The 18060-nt window shown below is 67.5% G+C and carries 10 protein-coding genes and 1 pseudogene; 9 read left to right on the plus strand and 2 right to left on the minus strand.

Annotated elements, in window-relative coordinates; all coding sequences use genetic code 11:
- Positions 1-91: 91 nt before the first annotated feature.
- Together V7787_RS08800 and V7787_RS08805 are read right to left on the minus strand one after the other, a co-directional pair.
- Entirely contained in the window at positions 92-1621 is a 1530-nt protein-coding gene (locus tag V7787_RS08800; protein ID WP_336087318.1) for a M56 family metallopeptidase, read from the minus strand.
- Entirely contained in the window at positions 1618-2028 is a 411-nt protein-coding gene (locus V7787_RS08805) for a BlaI/MecI/CopY family transcriptional regulator (protein WP_336087320.1), read from the minus strand. The genes V7787_RS08800 and V7787_RS08805 overlap by 4 nt, the downstream gene beginning before the upstream one ends.
- A 281-nt stretch (positions 2029-2309) precedes the next feature.
- On the opposite strand from V7787_RS08805, the gene smc reads away from it, so the two are divergent.
- From smc to V7787_RS08850, 9 genes and pseudogenes are all read left to right on the plus strand, one after another.
- Positions 2310-5813 carry a chromosome segregation protein SMC gene (smc, locus tag V7787_RS08810; RefSeq protein ID WP_336087322.1) on the plus strand — a complete coding sequence of 1168 codons (3504 nt, stop codon included), beginning with the start codon at positions 2310-2312 and terminating at the stop codon, positions 5811-5813.
- 235 nt (positions 5814-6048) lie between these two features.
- Positions 6049-6819: a cell division protein ZipA gene (gene zipA, locus V7787_RS08815; protein WP_336087324.1), complete on the plus strand. Its 771-nt coding sequence runs from the start codon at positions 6049-6051 to the stop codon at positions 6817-6819.
- A 310-nt stretch (positions 6820-7129) separates the two neighbouring features.
- Entirely contained in the window at positions 7130-9493 is a 2364-nt protein-coding gene (ligA, locus tag V7787_RS08820) for an NAD-dependent DNA ligase LigA (RefSeq protein WP_336087326.1), read from the plus strand.
- A complete protein-coding gene (epmA, locus tag V7787_RS08825) occupies positions 9490-10488 on the plus strand; it encodes an EF-P lysine aminoacylase EpmA (protein WP_336087328.1) in 999 nt (332 codons plus the stop codon). Before ligA ends, epmA begins: the two co-directional genes overlap by 4 nt.
- Before the next feature lie 103 nt (positions 10489-10591).
- Entirely contained in the window at positions 10592-11332 is a 741-nt protein-coding gene (locus V7787_RS08830) for a DUF3011 domain-containing protein (RefSeq protein ID WP_336087330.1), read from the plus strand.
- Between the two features lie 216 nt (positions 11333-11548).
- Complete coding sequence (locus V7787_RS08835; protein ID WP_336087332.1) at positions 11549-12325, plus strand: DUF3011 domain-containing protein; 777 nt, start codon at positions 11549-11551, stop codon at positions 12323-12325.
- Between the two features lie 180 nt (positions 12326-12505).
- Positions 12506-13564 carry an S-methyl-5-thioribose-1-phosphate isomerase gene (mtnA, locus tag V7787_RS08840; RefSeq protein WP_336087336.1) on the plus strand — a complete coding sequence of 353 codons (1059 nt, stop codon included), beginning with the start codon at positions 12506-12508 and terminating at the stop codon, positions 13562-13564.
- A 698-nt stretch (positions 13565-14262) separates the two neighbouring features.
- A pseudogene (gene gyrA / locus V7787_RS08845) lies at positions 14263-16884 on the plus strand (DNA gyrase subunit A); the annotation flags it as partial.
- Between the two features lie 377 nt (positions 16885-17261).
- A complete protein-coding gene (locus tag V7787_RS08850) occupies positions 17262-17840 on the plus strand; it encodes a YceI family protein (RefSeq protein WP_336087340.1) in 579 nt (192 codons plus the stop codon).
- Positions 17841-18060: the final 220 nt, after the last annotated feature.

An 18060-nucleotide genomic window follows, 5' to 3' on the forward strand; every position in this document is an offset into this window, starting at 1 on the left:
ACGCGGGCAAAGCGGGGCCGTGGGCGCCGGCCCTGGGGCCCGCGCCGGAACGAACCGAGCGGTTAAAACGGTTTTAAGAACGCCGCGACGATCAGGGCCGGCCGGCGACCGCGCCCCGGGCGATCAGATAGGCGCGCACGTCCGGATCGCTGGCCTGATTCAGCGGCGAACGCCAGCGTCCGAGCCAACCGTCGGCGACCACGCCCAGATTGACGTCGGCGCCGCGCGCCACCAGGTACTCGACCGTCGCCAGATGGCCTTCGCGCGCGGCGTTGATCAACGGCGTTTCGTCGTAAGTGACCACCCGGTTGACGTCGGCGCCGGCCTGCACCAGCCGTTCGACGATGCGCAATTCGCCGCCTTGCGCGGCCACGATCAGCGGATTGCCTTCGCCGAGCGCGGCGCGGTTGGGATCGCTGCCCAAGGCCAACAGAGCTTCGACCGTGGCCAGATCGCCCGAGCGCACCGCCTGGATCAGCGCGGTGCCCTGGCCGAGCACGCGGGCTTCGATATCGACGCCGCCTCCGGCCAGTTTGCGCACCGATGCGGCATCGCCGGCGCGCGCGGCCGACAGCAGCGCCGAAACCTTGGCGTCGGGCTCGATCACCGCCGGCCCGGACAGATCCAGCCGCGGCGCCGCGGCGACGGCGAAGCCGGCCACGGCGAACAGCGCCGACACGCACAGCGCGGCCGCCGCGTATCGGCGCGGGCGCTCGCCGTTTTCGGTTTCGATCAAACCGTCGATGCGTTGGGCCAGATGGCCGCGGCGTTCGAGCATGGCCACCGCCAGCGACGGCGGCCGTTCGCCCAGGTCCAGCAGCGTTTCCGCGCTGCTGATCAGGGAGCCGGCGTAGTCCACCGGCTGCGCGCAAGCGCGCGCGGCGCGCGCATCGCAGGCCATTTCGCGGGCCAGGTCCAGGCGCGAATGGATCAGGCGCAGGAACGGGTTCCACCAGAACAGCGCCAGCGCGGCGCGGATCGCCGCGGTCGACCACAGATCGCCGCGGCGGATATGCGCGATCTCGTGGCGCAGGATGTCGTGCAAGGCCTGGCGCGGCAGGCGGCCGATCAGCGCGCGCGGAATCAACACGGTCGGATGCAGCAGGCCGACCACCATAGGACCGTCGGCGACGGTGGTGCCGATTCGCGCGCGGTCCGGCAGTTCCGCGGCCAGCGCCGCCTCCAGCGACAGCGCCGGACGCGCCGAACGGCGCAGCCGGCGCGCCTGGCGCGCGCCTTCGGCCAGCCGCATCCACTGCCACAGCGCGCCGAGCGCCCAGACCAGCAGCAGCACCGTCGGCAGCGAGCGCGGCAGTTCCAGGTACACGATGTCGGGGTCGTGTCCGGCGTCGTACACCGCTTCGCCGATGCTCGGGCCTTCTTCCGGATGCATCACCAGGGTTTCGTCGACGCCGGCGAATACCGGCGAGGGCGGACCGGGCAGCAACACCGCCAACGGCGTCAGCATCGCCAGCGCCAGCACCGCCAGCAGCAGCCACGAACGCAGTTCGGCGCCGAGCGCGCGCACCCGCATGAACACCGTGGCCAGCGCGAACAGCGCCGCGCCGATCAGCAGATGCAGCGCCAGCAGCGCGGGCAGGGCATCGATCAGGGTTTTCATCGCGCGTTCCCCTTGGCGGCGTCGCGGTCGGCCTTGGCCGCGTCGACTTTGTCGCGCAGCCGTTTGAGTTCCTCGCGGTCGATGTCGTGCTGGTCCAGCAGGTGCTGGGCCAGCAGATCGGGCGAGCCGTCGAAGAATTGCGAGAGCAGGTGATCCAGCGCCTGGCTGCGCGCCTGTTCGCGGCTGATCCGGGCGCGGTAGATGAAGGCGCGTCCTTCCTGGCGGTGGCTGACGAAGCCCTTCTTGGCCAGGACGTTGAACATCGTCAGCACCGTGGTGTAGGCCGCCGGTTTGAGCCGGGACAGTTCGTCGGCGACCTCGCGCACCGAGGCCTCGCCCTTGTCCCACAGCACTTCCAGGATCGCTTGCTCGGACTGGGTCAGGGTGGGCGAGGCGGGTCGGGCCATGGCGGTCTACGGGTTTTTTAGTTGATCGATGGAAGCACGCCGGACCGAGGCAGGTCAACTATCGAATTAGTAGTCGTTCCCGCGGCACCGATGGACTCGAACCCTGGGCACGCTGGCGGCGCACCGGGCGCGTCGACGGCGAGCTCGACGCCAGCCCGCTATACTCCGGGGTAAGCGCGGCCGAGAACCGCGTCCGGCCCAAGCGATTCAATCGCTTAGGCGAACTTCCTAACAAACCCATTCACGGCCGCGTCCGCCGCACCCAGAGGCCCCAACGCCGCATGCGTCTGTCCACGATCAAGCTGTCCGGTTTCAAGTCCTTCGTCGATCCGACCACGCTGCACCTGCCCACCAACATGACCGGCGTGGTCGGTCCCAACGGCTGCGGCAAGTCGAACATCATCGACGCGGTGCGCTGGGTGATGGGCGAGAGCTCGGCCAGCCGCCTGCGCGGCGACTCGCTGACCGACGTGATCTTCGCCGGTTCCTCGGCGCGCAAGCCGGTGTCGCAGGCGATGGTCGAGTTGATCTTCGACAACTCCGATCACACCATCAGCGGCGAATTCGCCGCGTTCAACGAAATCTCGGTCAAGCGCACGGTCAGCCGCGACGGCACCAGCCAGTACTACCTCAACGGCGGCAAGTGCCGGCGCCGCGACATCACCGATCTGTTCCTGGGCACCGGCCTGGGCCCGCGCAGCTATTCGATCATCGAGCAGGGCATGATCAGCCAGATCATCGAGGCCAAGCCCGAGGATCTGCGCGTCTACCTGGAAGAAGCCGCCGGCATTTCCAAGTACAAGGAACGGCGCAAGGAAACCGAAACCCGCATCCGCCACACCCGCGAGAATCTGGATCGTTTGAACGATCTGCGCGAGGAAGTGGGCAAGCAGCTCGAACACCTGCGCCGGCAGGCGCGGCAGGCCGAGCAGTACCAAGCGATCCAGGCAGAACGCAAGATCAAGGACGTGGAGTGGAAGGCGCTGGAATACCGCGCCCTGGATCAGAAGCTGCAAGCCCAGCGCGAGAAGCTCTCGCAGCAGGAAACCCGGCTGCAACAGCTGATCGCCGAACAGCGCGAGGCCGAACGCGAGCTGGAAACCGGGCGCGTGCGCCGCGAGGAAGCCGCCGAGGCGTTGAACAAGGCCCAGGCCGCCAGCTACGAAGTCGGCGGCGCCCTGGCCCGGATCGAACAACAGATCCAGCACCAGCGCGAGATGTCCAGCCGCCTGCTCAAGGCGCGCGATGAGGCGATGGCGCAGTTGGCCGAGATCGGTCAGCACATCGGCAGCGACCAATCGCGCCTGGACGTGCTGCTGGCCGCGATCGCCGACGCCGAACCGCGGATCGAGGCGATGCGCGAGGACGACGAAGCGCGCCAGGACGCGCTGCGCGAGGCCGAGGCAAAGCTAGGCGACTGGCAGCAGCGCTGGGACACCCACAGCCGTGAGCAATCCGAAGCCGCGCGCGCGGCCGAGGTCGAACGCACCCGCATCGAAGGCCTGGACCGGCAGACGCTCGACGCCGACCGCCGCCGCGAGTCGCTCAGTTCCGAGCGCAGCGGCCTGGACGTGGCGGCGTTGGCCGATGCGTTCGAACAGCTGCAAAGCCAGCACGACTTGCAGAAAGAGTCGCTGGACAGCCTCACCGAAGAACTGGAAACGCGTAAGGCCGCGGTCTCGGACCTGCAGGAACAGCAGCGCGCCACCCAGAACCAACTGGCCGAAGTGCGCAAGCAGGCGCAGACCTCGCGCGGACGTTTGTCTTCGCTGGAAACCCTGCAGCACGCGGCCTTGGGCCAGGAGCAGGGCGCCGCGCTGACTTGGCTGAAGGCGCGCGGCCTGGATTCGGCCCAGCGTGTGGGCGAGTCGCTGACCGTCGAGCCGGGCTGGGAAAACGCGGTGGAAAGCGCGTTGGGCCAGTTGATCGAAGGCGTGTTGGTGGAAGCGCCGGAAGCCTTGGTCGATGCGATCGGCGAACTCGGCGAAGGCCGCCTGACCCTGGTTTCGCCCGAGCGCGACAACGCCAGCTATGCCGCCACCTCGCTGGCGTCCAAAGTGCAGGGCCCGGCGGCGATCCGTCGCCTGCTCGCGCGCCTGCACGGCGCCGACGATCTGGCCGCGGCGCGCGCGCTGCAGCCCAGCCTGGGCGCGGAAGAAACCGTCATCACCCGCAACGGCGAGCGCCTCGGCGCGGGCTGGGTGCGGGTGCTGCGCTCCGGCGCGGCCAAGCAGGGCGCGCTGTTGCGCGAACGCGAGATCCAGACCCTGCGGGTGGAAATCGAAGAACTGCAGTCCCGCGAGCGCGACCTGGAACAGAACCAGATCCAGTTGCGCGACCGCTCGCTGGCCGGCGAACAACACCGCGAAGACGCCCAGCGCGCTCTGTACATGGCCCACCGCGGCGTGTCCGAGCTGGCCGGCCAGTTGCAGAGCCACCAGGGCCGGCTGGATTCGGCGCGCAACCGGATCGAAAAGATCGACGCCGATCTGGAGCAACTGCTGATCGGCCTGGACGCCGGCCGCGAGCAAGCGCGCGAAGCGCGGATGCGCCAGGAAACCGCGGTCGAGCGCATGGGCGAGTTGGAAGACTCGCGCCTGCAGCTCGAATCCGAGCGCCGCTCGTTGTCGGATGCGCGCGACGCCGCACGCAACGCCGCGCGCGAATCGCGCGACGCCGCCCACGCGCTGACCTTGACCCTGGAAACCCAGCGCGCCCAGGTCGCCGGCCTCAGCCAGACCCTGCAACGCATGGGCGGCCAGCGTGGCCAGCTGGATTCGCGCCTGAGCGAACTGGCGGCCCAGCTCAGCGACGGCGACGAGCCGGTGGTGGAGCTGGAGCAGCAGCGTCAGGTCGCGCTGGAGCAACGCGTGGTGGTCGAACAAGACCTCACGGGCGCGCGCACCGCGCTCGACGGCATCGACAACGACCTGCGCAAGTTCGAACAAACCCGCCAGCAGCGCGACGAACAAGCCCTGCAGCAGCGCGAGGCCATCGGCCAGCGCCGGCTGGAACAACAGGCGCTGGTGCTCAAGGCCGAAACCCTGACCGCGGCGATCGCCGAGGCCGGCGCGGTGCTCGAGGACGTGGTCAACGCGCTGGAAGAAAACGCCGAGCCGCAGACCTGGGAACGCACCGTCGCCGAACTGGACAACAAGTTGCGCCGGCTGGAACCGGTCAACTTGGCCGCGATCGCCGAGCATGCCGAGGCCGCGCAGCGCAAGGATTACCTCGACGCGCAGTTCACCGACCTCAACACCGCGCTGGAAACCCTGGAAGACGCGATCCGCAAGATCGACCGCGAAACCCGCGGCCGTTTCAAGGACACCTTCGACCGGGTCAACTCCGGCGTGCAGGAGTTGTATCCGCGCCTGTTCGGCGGCGGCCACGCCTATCTGGAACTCACCGGCGAGGACTTGCTCGATACCGGCGTGGCGATCATGGCCCGCCCGCCGGGCAAGCGCGTGTCCAACATCTCGCTGCTGTCGGGCGGTGAGAAGGCGATGACCGCGGTGGCGCTGGTGTTCGCGATCTTCCGCTTGAATCCGGCGCCGTTCTGCTTGCTCGACGAGGTCGACGCGCCGCTGGATGAAGCCAACGTCGGCCGCTTCACCGCGATGGTCAGCGAGATGAGCGAACAGGTACAGTTCCTGTTCGTCAGCCACAACAAGGCGACGATGGAAGCCGCGCACCAGTTGTCCGGCGTGACCATGCGCGAGCCGGGCGTGAGCCGTCTGGTCTCGGTGGATCTGGCCGAGGCGACGCGTTTGGCCGGCGCGGCATGATCGCGCGGCTGGAATCTGTGCTTCGGGATCGCGTGTCGTAACGAGTCCTTAGCAAATTTTTTTGGGTTTGGTGCAACGTATGCGGCGGTTGGTCCGTCGCGATAGCTACGACGCCAAACCTTGAATCATCAATTCGGAGTCGGTGGTAGCGGGCAGGGAATCGGAGATCGGCGGCGCCGTTCTCGACAATCCCGATCCCCGATCCCGAATCCCCCGTACCAACAAGGAGCAACCGATGTCCGACGTGACCCTGATGAGGATCGGCATCCTGATCGCCGGCCTGATCCTGATCGGCGCCATCGTGTTCTTCGGCCGCCCGCGCAAGCCGGGGCAGGGCAAGCGGGTAAGCCGCGAAGAAGAAGCCCGCGCCGGCGATCGCAAGCCGGTTTCGCGCCAGGAGCCGACCCTGGGCGAGCAGATCGAAAGCGAGCTCGGCCAGACCGGCGGCCCGCCGGGCGAGGCCACCACCCAGGCCGAGCTGGAGTTGTTCGACAAGACCCTGGAAGGCAGCGCCGCGGCCGCCAACAGCGAACTGGGCCGGCGGGTCAGCGAAGAGTTCGACAAGATCGTCACCCTGTACCTGGCCGCGCGCGCCGGGCAGAAACTGCACGGCCCCGACATCGTGGTCGCGGCGGAGAAGGCCGGCCTGGTCTACGGCCACATGGGCGTGTTCCATCGCCTGGTCGAGGGCCATCCCGAGCGCGGCCCGGTGTTCAGCGTGGCCAACATCATGAAGCCGGGCAGCTTCGACATGGCCACGATCCAGGCCCTGGAAACCCCGGCGGTGGCGTTTTTCCTGACCTTGCCGGCGCCGGTTCCGGCGCTGGACGCCTGGGAAACCATGCTGCCGACCGCCCAGCGCATGGCCGAACTGCTCGACGCGGTGGTGCTGGACGAACAGCGCAATGCGCTCGGCCGCCAGCGCATCGCCCATCTGCGCGACGAACTGCGCGCCTACGACCGCCAGCGCGAAGCGCCGCCGTTGAGCAAGCCGACGCGTTGGTAACCGGCGGGGCGCGATTGCCCATGCGCTCCGCACACTCCCCAACCCCCGCGCACTGTTCCCCCCTTTGAAAAAGGGGGGCTAGGGGGGATTTGCTTTTACCTCGGCCGCGACAAATCCCCCGCGCGCCGATTCAAGTTCAGTCCCCCCAACTACGCAGCGCGCAGCCCCCTTTTTCAAAGGGGGCGTGTTTTCAGAATGGGGCCTGATGTCGGCGTCGCACCCTCAGACACGCCCCACCTCCATAATCGCGGCCAACCCGTTCAAAATGCCGACCGACCCGCTCGAACGGCAGCGCCAGGACAACCCGCCCGTGACCGCTTCCCAATCCAAGCCCGCCTCCACGCCCGCAGCGCGCGTCGCCGAACTGCACGCCCAGCTCACCGACGCCAACTACCGCTACTACGTCCTCGACGACAACATCCTCACCGACGCCGAGTACGACCGCCTGCTGCGCGAACTCGAAGCGCTGGAAGCCGAGCACCCCGAGCTGGCCACCCCGGACTCGCCGACCCAACGCGTCGGCAACACGCCCTCCGGCGCGTTCGCCGAAGTCGTGCACGCGGTGCCGATGCTGTCGCTGGGCAACGCCTTCAGCGACGAAGAAGTGGTCGACTTCGTGCGCAAGATCGTCGAGCGCCTGGACGTGGCCACGCCGGCGTTTTCGGTCGAACCCAAGCTCGACGGCCTGGCGATCAGCCTGCGCTACGAGAACGGCCGCTTCGTCCAGGGCGCGACCCGCGGCGACGGCGCCACTGGCGAGGACGTCACCCTCAACCTGCGCACGGTCAAGGCCATTCCGATGACCCTGCGCGGCGAGGGCTGGCCGCCGGTGCTGGAAGTGCGCGGCGAGGTCTATATGCCGCTGGCCGCGTTCAAGGCCTACAACGAAAAAGCGCTCAAGGACGGCGGCAAGGTGCTGGCCAATCCGCGCAACGGCGCGGCCGGTTCCTTGCGCCAGCTCGATCCGCGCATCACCGCGCAACGGCCGCTGGCGTTCTACGCCTACGCGGTCGGCGTGGTCGAAGGCTACGACCTGCCGGCCACCCATTCGGCCACCTTGAAGCAACTGCGCGAATGGGGTTTCCCGGTCAGCGGCGAAAGCGACGTGGTCGCCGGCAGCGACGGTCTGCTCGGCTATTACCGGCAGATGGGCGCCAAGCGCGACGGCCTGCCGTTCGATATCGACGGCGTGGTCTACAAGCTCGACGACTACGCCGGCCAGCGCGAGATGGGCTTCGTCTCGCGCGCGCCGCGTTGGGCGATCGCGCATAAATTCCCGGCGCAGGAACAATCCACGGTGCTGGAAGGCATCGACATCCAGATCGGCCGCACCGGCGCGGCCACGCCGGTCGCGCGGCTCAAGCCGGTGCAGGTGGCCGGCGTGGTGGTGACCAACGCGACCTTGCACAACGCCGATCAGATCGCCCGCCTGGACGTGCGCATCGGCGATACGGTGATCGTGCGCCGCGCCGGCGACGTCATCCCGGAAATCGTCCGGGTGGTGCCCGAATACCGCGCTCCCGATGCGCCGCAGTGGCGGATGCCGGCGCACTGCCCGGTGTGCGGCTCGGAGATCGTGCGCGAGGAAGGCGAGGCGGCATGGCGTTGCTCCGGCGAACTCAGCTGCCCCGCGCAGCGCAAGGAAGCGATCCGCCACTTCGCTTCGCGCCGGGCGATGGACATCGAAGGCCTGGGTGATCGCTATATCGAAGATCTGTCGGACCTTGGCTATCTGCAATCGGTCGCCGACCTGTTCAAACTCGGCCTGGACGATTTGCTGGAAATGAAGCGCCGCGCCGATGAGCGCGACGGCACCACGCCGGAGACGGTCAAGGCCGGCAAGGTCGCGACCAAGTGGGCCGACAACCTGCTCGAAGCCATCGACAGCAGCCGCAAGACCACCCTGGAGCGGTTCTTGTTCGCGCTCGGCATCCAGCACGTCGGCGAAAGCACGGCCAAGGCCTTGTCGGTCTGGCTCGGCGATCTGGAACTGATCCGGCGCCTGCCGTGGCCGGTGTTCAAGCGCCTGCCCGATGTCGGCGGCGAAGTCGCGCGTTCGCTCGGGCACTTCTTCGATCAGCCCGGCAATCAGCAAGTGATCGACGATCTGATCGCACGCGGCGTGCAGATCGGCGACACCCACGCGCCGTCGCCGAAGCTACGCGAGGGTTTGAATCTGGCGACCTTGCTGGTCGACATGGAAATCCCCAAGGTCACCAAGATCCGCGCCGATCAACTCGCCACCGCGTTCGCCGACGCGGACAAGTTGCGCGACGCGCCCGAACACAGCTACATCACCGCCGGTTTGCCGGCCGACAGCGCGCAGGCGTTGGCTTCGTGGTTGAGCGTGGAGGAGAACGCGCAGTTGCTGACGCGGGTGGGCGAGGCGCTTAAGCGGCTGGATGCGTTGACGCCTGTCGCCTCGTCCTCTTCGGTTGGACCGCTCGACGGCCAGACCGCGGTGCTCACCGGCACGCTCGCCGCCTTGACCCGCGATGAGGCCAAGGCGCGGCTGGAAGCCCTGGGCGCCAAGGTCGCCGGCAGCGTGTCGAAGAAGACCGGTTTCCTGGTCGCCGGCACCGAAGCGGGTTCCAAACTCGACAAGGCGCAGGAACTGGGCATCGACATCTGGGACGAAGCCAAGTTGCTGGCGTTCCTGGCCGAGCACGAATGAGTTCGCAAGCGTCCGCCGATGCGCCGTGGCGGCCGTCGGCCGACTTCGCCGCGTTGCGATTGCGCGCGCGTCTGAACGCCGTGGTGCGCGCTTACTTCGCCGAGCGCGCGGTGACCGAGGTGGAAACGCCGGTGTTGTCGGTGGCCGGCAACACCGATCCCAACATCGCCTCGTTCTCTCTGCAGTTCAGCGGCCGCACCGACGGCGCGCCGCGCACCCGCTGGCTGCGCACCTCGCCGGAGTTTCCGCTCAAGCGTTTGCTCGCCGCCGGGTTCGGCGATTGCTATGAGCTGGGCCGGGTGTTCCGCGACGGCGAAGCCGGCGGCCGCCACAACCCGGAATTCACCATGCTGGAGTGGTACCGGCTCGGCTGGGACCATCGTCGCCTGATCGGCGAGACCGCCGAACTGGTGCGCGCCGCGCTGGCCTTGGTCGGCCGCGATGCGCGGCTGCGCGAAGTCGCCTATCGCGATCTGTACCGCGAGCGCCTGGGCCTGGACCCGTTCAGCGCCAGCGAGGAAACCCTGCGCGCCGCGCTCGGCGATGTGGTCATCGATCCGCAGGGCTTGAACCGCGACGACTGGCTCGACCTGCTGATGACCCATCGCCTGCAGCCGCAGTTCGGCCGCGACGAACTGCTCGCCATCCACGACTATCCCGCCTCGCAATGCGCCCTGGCGCGGCTGCGCGACGACGGCGACGGCTGGCCGGTGGCCGAACGTTTCGAGTTGTATCTGGGCCCGCTGGAACTGGCCAACGGCTACCACGAACTGGCCGACGCCGAAGAGCAGGGCGCGCGCTTCGACCGCGACCGCGCCGTGCGCGCGCAACGCGGCGCGCTCGCGCCGCCGCGCGACGAAGCCTTGTTGAACGCCCTGGCCGCGGGTTTTCCCGGCTGCGCAGGCGTGGCCATGGGCATCGACCGGCTGCTGATGGCGATGCTCGACAGCGAACGAATCTCGGCGGTGTTGGCGTTCGATTTCACGCGTGCTTGACCGCGATGAACCTTCCGCTTAACCCCAGCGGCCGATCCCGCGTTTTTGATTGCAAGTTCGCCGTTCGCGGTTAGAGTGACCGCATCGGGTGCGGGGGCGATGCATGCGCAATGTGAAAGCCGCGATTCATGGGTTCGCGTTCGCCGCCGCGGCGTGCGCGGGCAGCGCGCACGCGGATCCCGCGGGCGAGCGGCTGTTCGGCGGCGACGTGCTGCGTTGCGCCTCCAACGACGAACAAATCGTCCATTGCCCGGCCGACACCCGCGGCGGCGTGCGCTTGATCCGCCGCACTTCCGGCAAGCCCTGCGTGGAAGGCACCAGTTGGGGCGCCGATCGCGGCGGCGTGTGGGTTTCGCAGGGCTGCTCGGCCGACTTCGTGTTCGGCAAGGGCGGCAGCGGCGCCACCAGCACCACCGGCGCGCGGGTGATCAAGTGTGAGTCTCGCGGCGGCCGCTGGAACCATTGCGCGGCCAAGACCGACGCCGGCGTGGCGCTGGCTCAGCAACTGTCCAAACAACCTTGCCTGCGCAACCAAAGCTGGGGCGCGGATGAGAGCGGCGTGTGGGTGTCCGGCGGCTGTCGCGCCGAGTTCCGTTTGCTCGGCGTGGAAGCCGAACCGCAACCCGCCGCGGCCGCGCCGGCCAATGTGCTGCGCTGCGAATCGCTGGACCGCCGCGCGCGCCGCTGCGACAGCGAAACCGGCTCGGGCGTGCGCATGGTCAAGCAGTTGTCCAAGTCCGAATGCATCGAAGGCCGCAGTTGGGGTTACGACCCGCACGGGGTGTGGGTGGAAAACGGTTGCAGGGCCGAGTTCGAACTCGACTACAAGCGCGGCGGCGGCTGATTGCGCTCCGCAGGTTCGCGCAGCGATACCTGCGCCTAGGCCGAAGGTCATGCGACTAACGGCGGAGTTTTGCAGCGGTTTGGGGCGCAGTATTAGTGCCGGATGAACATTTCGGCGCCGTTTCGGACTCCGCGCTCGAACTGCCGGAATCTTGAGCTGGCGTTAAGCGGGCTCCGCTAGAGTCCTCGCCAAATCGACAACGACAAGGAGCACGAAATGTCCGCACGCATGGTTTCCGGCCTGGGTTTGGCCGTCGGTCTGGGGCTGTCCGCGGGCGCGGTCGAGGCCGCGCCGCAGTACGGCGAGGATTACGGTTACGGCGGCAATTCGATCCGTTGCGAATCCGATGGCGGGCGTCAGCGTTACTGCGATGCCGACACCCGCGGCGGCGTGCGTTTGAACCGGCAGTTGTCCAAGGCCCAGTGCATCCAAGGCCGCAGCTGGGGCTACGACCGTCGCGGCATCTGGGTGGCCGAAGGTTGTCGCGCCGAGTTCGAACTCGGCCGTGGCGGCGGCTGGAACGGCGGCGGTGGCGGCTGGAATGGCGGTGGCGGCAACGGCGAAGTGGTGCGCTGCGATTCGGAAAACAATCGCTACCGCGCTTGCCCCATGAACGGCAACCGCGCGCGCCTGCAACGGCAGATTTCCGATTCCTCGTGCGTGGAAGGCCGCAGCTGGGGCACGCGTCCGGGCGAGATCTGGGTCAGCAACGGTTGCCGCGCCGAGTTCGTGGTCGGCGGTCGCGGCGGCGGTTGGAACGGCGGCGGTGGCGGCTGGAACGGCGGCGGCGGCGGTTGGGGCGGCGGCAATCAGGTGATCAATTGCGATTCCAACAAGAATCGCCAGAACCGCTGCAACGTGACCGTGCGCCGCGATGTTCGCCTGATCCGGCAGAACTCCAACTCGCCGTGCATCGAAGGCCAGAGCTGGGGCTGGGACCGCAACGGCGTGTGGGTCAGCAACGGTTGCCGCGGCCAGTTCCAGGTCAACTGAGTCGGCCTGCCTGATTCTTCGCAGCGCCCCGGTTTCCGCCGGGGCGTTGTCGTATTCGGGGTTGGTGTTTTACCGCTGTGGGATCCAGACGGGCGCATCGGCGGCGGCCTTGTCCGCGTCAGAAGCGCCGCCCGCCGTGCGATTACAGAACCGACATCCGCATCCGTTAAACTTGCGGGCATGAACGACACCATCGATTTCGACCGCTACGACCGCATCCGTCCGATCCGCTGGACCGGCCAGGCCCTGGAACTGCTGGATCAACGCAAGCTGCCGTTCGCGGTGGAATACGTCACCTGCGCCGACAGCGACGCGGTCGCCGCGGCGATCCACGCGCTGACCGTGCGCGGCGCGCCGGCGATCGGCATCGCCGCGGCCTGGGGCGTGGTGTTGGCCGCGCGCGGGGTCGAAGCGGGCGACGGCGCCAGCGCGCTGGTCGCGATTGAACCGGCGATGCAGCGGCTCAACGCCGCGCGCCCGACCGCGGTCAATCTGGCCTGGGCCCTGGCGCGGATGCGGCGGGTGCTGGCGGCGGCCGGATCGGACTGGCGCGACATTCTTGAGCGCGAAGCCCAGGCGATCGCCGATGAAGACCTGGCCGCGAACCGGCGCATGGGCGCGCTCGGCGCGGCCCTGATCGAGCCGGGCACCGGCGTGCTGACCCACTGCAACACCGGCTCGCTGGCCACCGCCGGCTTCGGCACCGCATTGGGCGTGATCCGCGCTGGCGTGGCCCAGGGCCGCGTCGCCCAGGTGTTCGCGGGCGAGACCCGGCCGTGGCTGCAGGGCGCGCGTCTGACCGTGTGGGAGCTCGAACAGGACGGCATCGCGCCGACCCTGATCGCCGACTCGGCGGCCGCGCACCTGATGAAGACCGGCAAGGTCGGCTGGGTGATCGTCGGCGCCGACCGGATTTGCGCCAACGGCGACACCGCCAACAAGATCGGCACCTATCAACTGGCCATCGCCGCGCGTCACAACGGGGTCAAGTTCATGGTCGCCGCGCCGTCGTCGACGGTCGATATGGACACTGCCTCGGGCGATCTGATCGAGATCGAGGAACGCGATCCGGGCGAACTGTTCGCCGTCGGCGGCACGCGCACCGCGGCCGAACGGGTCGGCGCCTGGAACCCGGTGTTCGACGTCACCCCGCACGAGTTGATCGATGCCATCGTCACCGAGCGTGGGGTGATCGAGCGGCCGGACGCTGCGGCGATGAAGGCGGCGTTCGGCGGCTGAGGGGCGCGGGGTAGGGGCGATTGCGACGCGTGCGGTTTTGCCGGCGCTTCGACGACTTCGAGTTTTATGTCGCGATGAAGCCCTGGATCCCCGCCTTTGCGGGGATGACGGCTTGAAGAGGCGTCGCGCAACCCACCTACCGTCATTCCCGCGAAGGCGGGAATCCAGAGCCTTCAGCGCCATCCCACCAGTCCGTCATTCCCGCGAACGCGGGAATCCAGCGACTTTCATGCGAGAACGTTTGAAGTCCCGTGTCGGTCTTCCGTACTTGGGCTGCCACCAAAGTCACTGGATTCCCGCGTTCGCGGGAATGACGGCCGGTGGATGGCGCTAAAGATCAGGGCGCTGTCGCAGCCCCAAACCCCGCCAAAACCAACCGCAAAATCCGCCCGGATCGCCGCTCAAAAACCGCCCCGTATCCACGCCCGTAAACCGCGCCCCCAGCCCCACCGCCGCCGCCTCCGCACGCCATGCTGCAATGCAGCTGAAAATCCCCGCCAAGTGCTTGTTTCTGCGTAGGAATCAGGCCCGCGTGAAACCGGGTTTTGTGCTATGATTTCATGTCTCATTGATGCCGCCCCGAGCGAGCTGCAGGACCGGCCCGCCGGGACTCAAGTTTCGGCTCCGTCCTCGGTGTTCCCAACGGAGCGCCGCCGTTCGTCCGGGTCGTCCGAATCACTGCCTGCAACGGAACCCTGATGGCCGAACTCGCCAAGGAAATCATCCAGGTCAATCTCGAAGACGAGATGCGCCGCAGCTACCTCGATTACGCCATGAGCGTGATCGTCGGCCGTGCGCTCCCCGACGTTCGAGACGGCCTTAAGCCTGTGCATCGCCGCGTGCTGTACGCGATGAGCGAACTGGGCGCTCACAGCAACAAGCCGCACTTCAAGTCGGCGCGTATCGTCGGCGACGTGATCGGTAAGTACCACCCGCACGGCGATCAGTCGGTCTACGACACGCTGGTGCGCATGGCGCAACCGTTCTCGCTGCGCTACCTGCTGGTCGACGGCCAAGGCAACTTCGGTTCGGTCGACGGCGATCCGGCCGCGGCGATGCGTTACACCGAGTCGCGCATGGCCAAGCTCACCCATGAGCTGATGGCCGACATCGACAAGGAAACCGTCGATTTCCAGCCCAACTACGACGAAAAGGAACTCGAACCCACGGTCATGCCGACCCGGGTGCCGAACCTTCTGGTCAACGGCTCGGCCGGCATCGCGGTGGGCATGGCCACCAACATTCCGCCGCACAACCTGTCGGAAGTGATCGAGGCGACCATCGCCCTGATCAACGATCCGGAGTTGAGCGTGGACGGGTTGATGGAATACATCCCCGGCCCGGACTTCCCGACCGCCGGCATCATCAACGGCACCGCCGGCATCATCGCCGCCTACCGCACCGGCCGCGGCCGCGTGCGCATGCGCGCGCGCGCCGAGATCGAAGTCAATCAGGACACCGGCCGCGAGGCCGTGGTCGTCACCGAGATCCCGTACCAGGTCAACAAGGCGCGTCTGATCGAGAAGATCGCCGAGCTGGTCAAGGAAAAACGCCTGGAAGGCATCAGCGAGCTGCGCGATGAGTCCGACAAGGACGGCATGCGCATCTTCATCGAGGTCAAGCGCGGCGAATCGGCCGAAGTGGTGCTCAACAACCTCTATCAGCAGACGCAGATGGAGTCGGTGTTCGGCATCAACATGGTGGCGCTGGTCGACGGCCGCCCGCAGTTGCTCAACCTCAAGCAGATCATCGAGGCCTTCATCCGTCACCGCCGCGAAGTGGTGACCCGCCGCACCATCTTCGAGCTGCGCAAGGCGCGTCAGCGCGCGCACATCCTGGAAGGCTTGACGGTCGCGCTGGCCAACATCGATGAGATGATCGAGCTGATCAAGACCTCGGCCAATCCGAACGAGGCGCGCGAGAAGATGCTGGCCAAGACCTGGGAACCGGGTCTGGTCGGCGCGCTGCTCGGCGCGGCCGGGGCCGAGGCCTCGCGTCCGGAAGAGCTCGGCGCCGAGTTCGGCCTGCACGACGGCCGTTACCAGCTCACCGATACCCAGGCCACCCAGATCCTGGAAATGCGCCTGCACCGCCTGACCGGCTTGGAGCAGGAAAAGCTCACCGAGGAATACAAGCTGCTGCTGGACACCATCCGCGGCCTGATCGAGATTCTGGAAAATCCCGACGTGCTGCTGGAAGTGATCCGCACCGAGCTGCGCAACCTCAAGGAAGAATTCGGCGACGCGCGCCGCAGCGAAATCCGCGCCAGCGAAGAAGACCTCGACATCCTCGACCTGATCGCGCCGGAAGACGTGGTGGTGACCCTGTCGCATTCGGGTTACGCCAAGCGTCAGCCGGTCAGCGCCTACCGCGCGCAGAAGCGCGGCGGCAAGGGCCGCAACGCGGCGGCGACCAAGGATGAGGATTTCATCGACAAGCTGTGGCTGGTCAACACCCACGACACGCTGCTGACCTTCACCAGCACCGGCCGGGTGTTCTGGCTGCCGGTGCATCAGTTGCCGGAAGCCGGCCCGAACGCGCGCGGCCGTCCGATCATCAACTGGCTGGCGCTGGAAGCCGACGAAAAGGTCCAGGCCGTGTTGCCGGTGCGCGAGTACGACGAAAATCACTTCGTGTTCTTCGCCACCCGCAACGGCATGGTCAAGAAGACGCCGCTGACCGAGTTCAAGTTCCGTCTGGCGCGCGGCAAGATCGCCATCAGCCTCGACGACGGCGACGCCCTGGTCGATGTGGCGCTGACCGACGGTCAACGCGACGTCATGTTGTTCGCCAGCAACGGCAAGGCGGTGCGCTTCTCCGAAGGCGGTCGCGAGGATGAAGCCGATGCCGGCGACGACTCGGCCGACGCCGAAGGCGCCGAGGACGGCGTGGAAGCGGCGGGCGAGGGCGAAGGCGCCGACAAGTCCCGTCGCGGCAAGGGCGGCGTGCGTTCCACCGGCCGCAACAGCCGCGGCGTGCGCGGCATCAAGCTCGCCAGCGGCGAGCTGGTGGTGAGCATGATCGTGATCGACGGCGACGGCGACATCCTCACCGCCAGCGAGCGCGGTTTCGGCAAGCGCACGCCGGTCGACGAATACCCGTGCAAGGGCCGCGGCACCCAGGGCGTGATCGCGCTGAAGACCACCGAGCGCAACGGCGCGTTGGTCGGTGCGATCCAGCTCAGCGATCACCACGAAGTGCTGATGATCTCCGACGGCGGCACCCTGGTGCGCACCCGCGCGGCGGAAATCTCGCAAGTCGGCCGCAACACCCAGGGTGTGACCTTGATGCGCCTGGCCGACAACGAGACCTTGCAGACCATCGAGCGCGTCGACGCGTCGCTGGACGATGCCGAAGAAGGCGCGGAGGGCGCGGAAGGCGAGCTGCCCGCGGCGCCGGCCGCGGACGCGTCCACCCAAGCGCCGCAGACGCCGCAGCCGGACGCCTGATTCGGCCGCCGGCATCGGATCGAACGCCGCCTTCGGGCGGCGTTTTTTTTGCTCCGGCAGTGTCGGCGCCGCGAGTCGCGGCGGCGATCGCGATCCGAGTCCGCCGCCGTCGCTATTCAGCGGAAATGCTGCATCGCACCGTCAGTGCGACGCATTGCAGAACGCTACGATTTTGCGCATTTACGCGATTGCGGGACGCAAGCCGGCGGTGGTAGCGTGCCCGCGACTTCCCGCCATGGACCTGCCCCATGAACAAATTCGCCCTTTGCGCCCTGGCTTCGCTGGTCGCGTTCGCCGGAGCCGCCACCGCCGCGCCGATCACCTACAAGATCGATCCGAGCCACACCTTTCCCAGCTTCGAAGCCGATCACATGGGCCTGTCGAACTGGCGCGGCAAGTTCAACAAATCCGAAGGCACGGTGACGCTGGACAAGAAGGCCGGCACCGGCACCGTCGAGGTCGTCGTCGACACCACCAGCATCGACTACGGCTTCGATGCGATGAACGAACACGCCCTCGGCGCGGACCTGTTCAACACCGCCAAATTCCCGACCGCGACCTACAAGGGCAAGCTGGCCGGCTTCAAGGACGGCGTGCCCGGCAAGGTCGAAGGCGAACTGACCCTGCTCGGCGTGACCAAGCCAGTGGAGCTGACCATCGGCAAGTTCAAGTGCATGCCGCACCCGATGTACAAGCGCGAAGTCTGCGGCGCCGACGCCAGCGGCAGCTTCAAGCGCGACGATTTCGGCATGAGCGCGGGCAAGGATTGGGGGTTCAACATGGAAGTGAATCTGCGTATTCAGATCGAAGCGATCGCGGTGGAATAAGCGCGGCCGACAAGCCCGCGTCGTCCACCAATCGTCATTTCTCCCCTCCAATACCGTCATTCCGGCGAAAGCCGGAAGCCATTTTGATTTCCGCTCCACCGATGCGCGCACCGCCGCTTTACCGGCGATTCCAAGCGCAAGCAGCTACCCGATTCACCCGGCAACGCGCTTGAGCGAACACGAAAACGCCGCCCACGTGCGGCGTTTTCTTTGCGCTGGC

This window comes from Pseudomonas sp. CGJS7 (genome assembly GCF_036961695.1).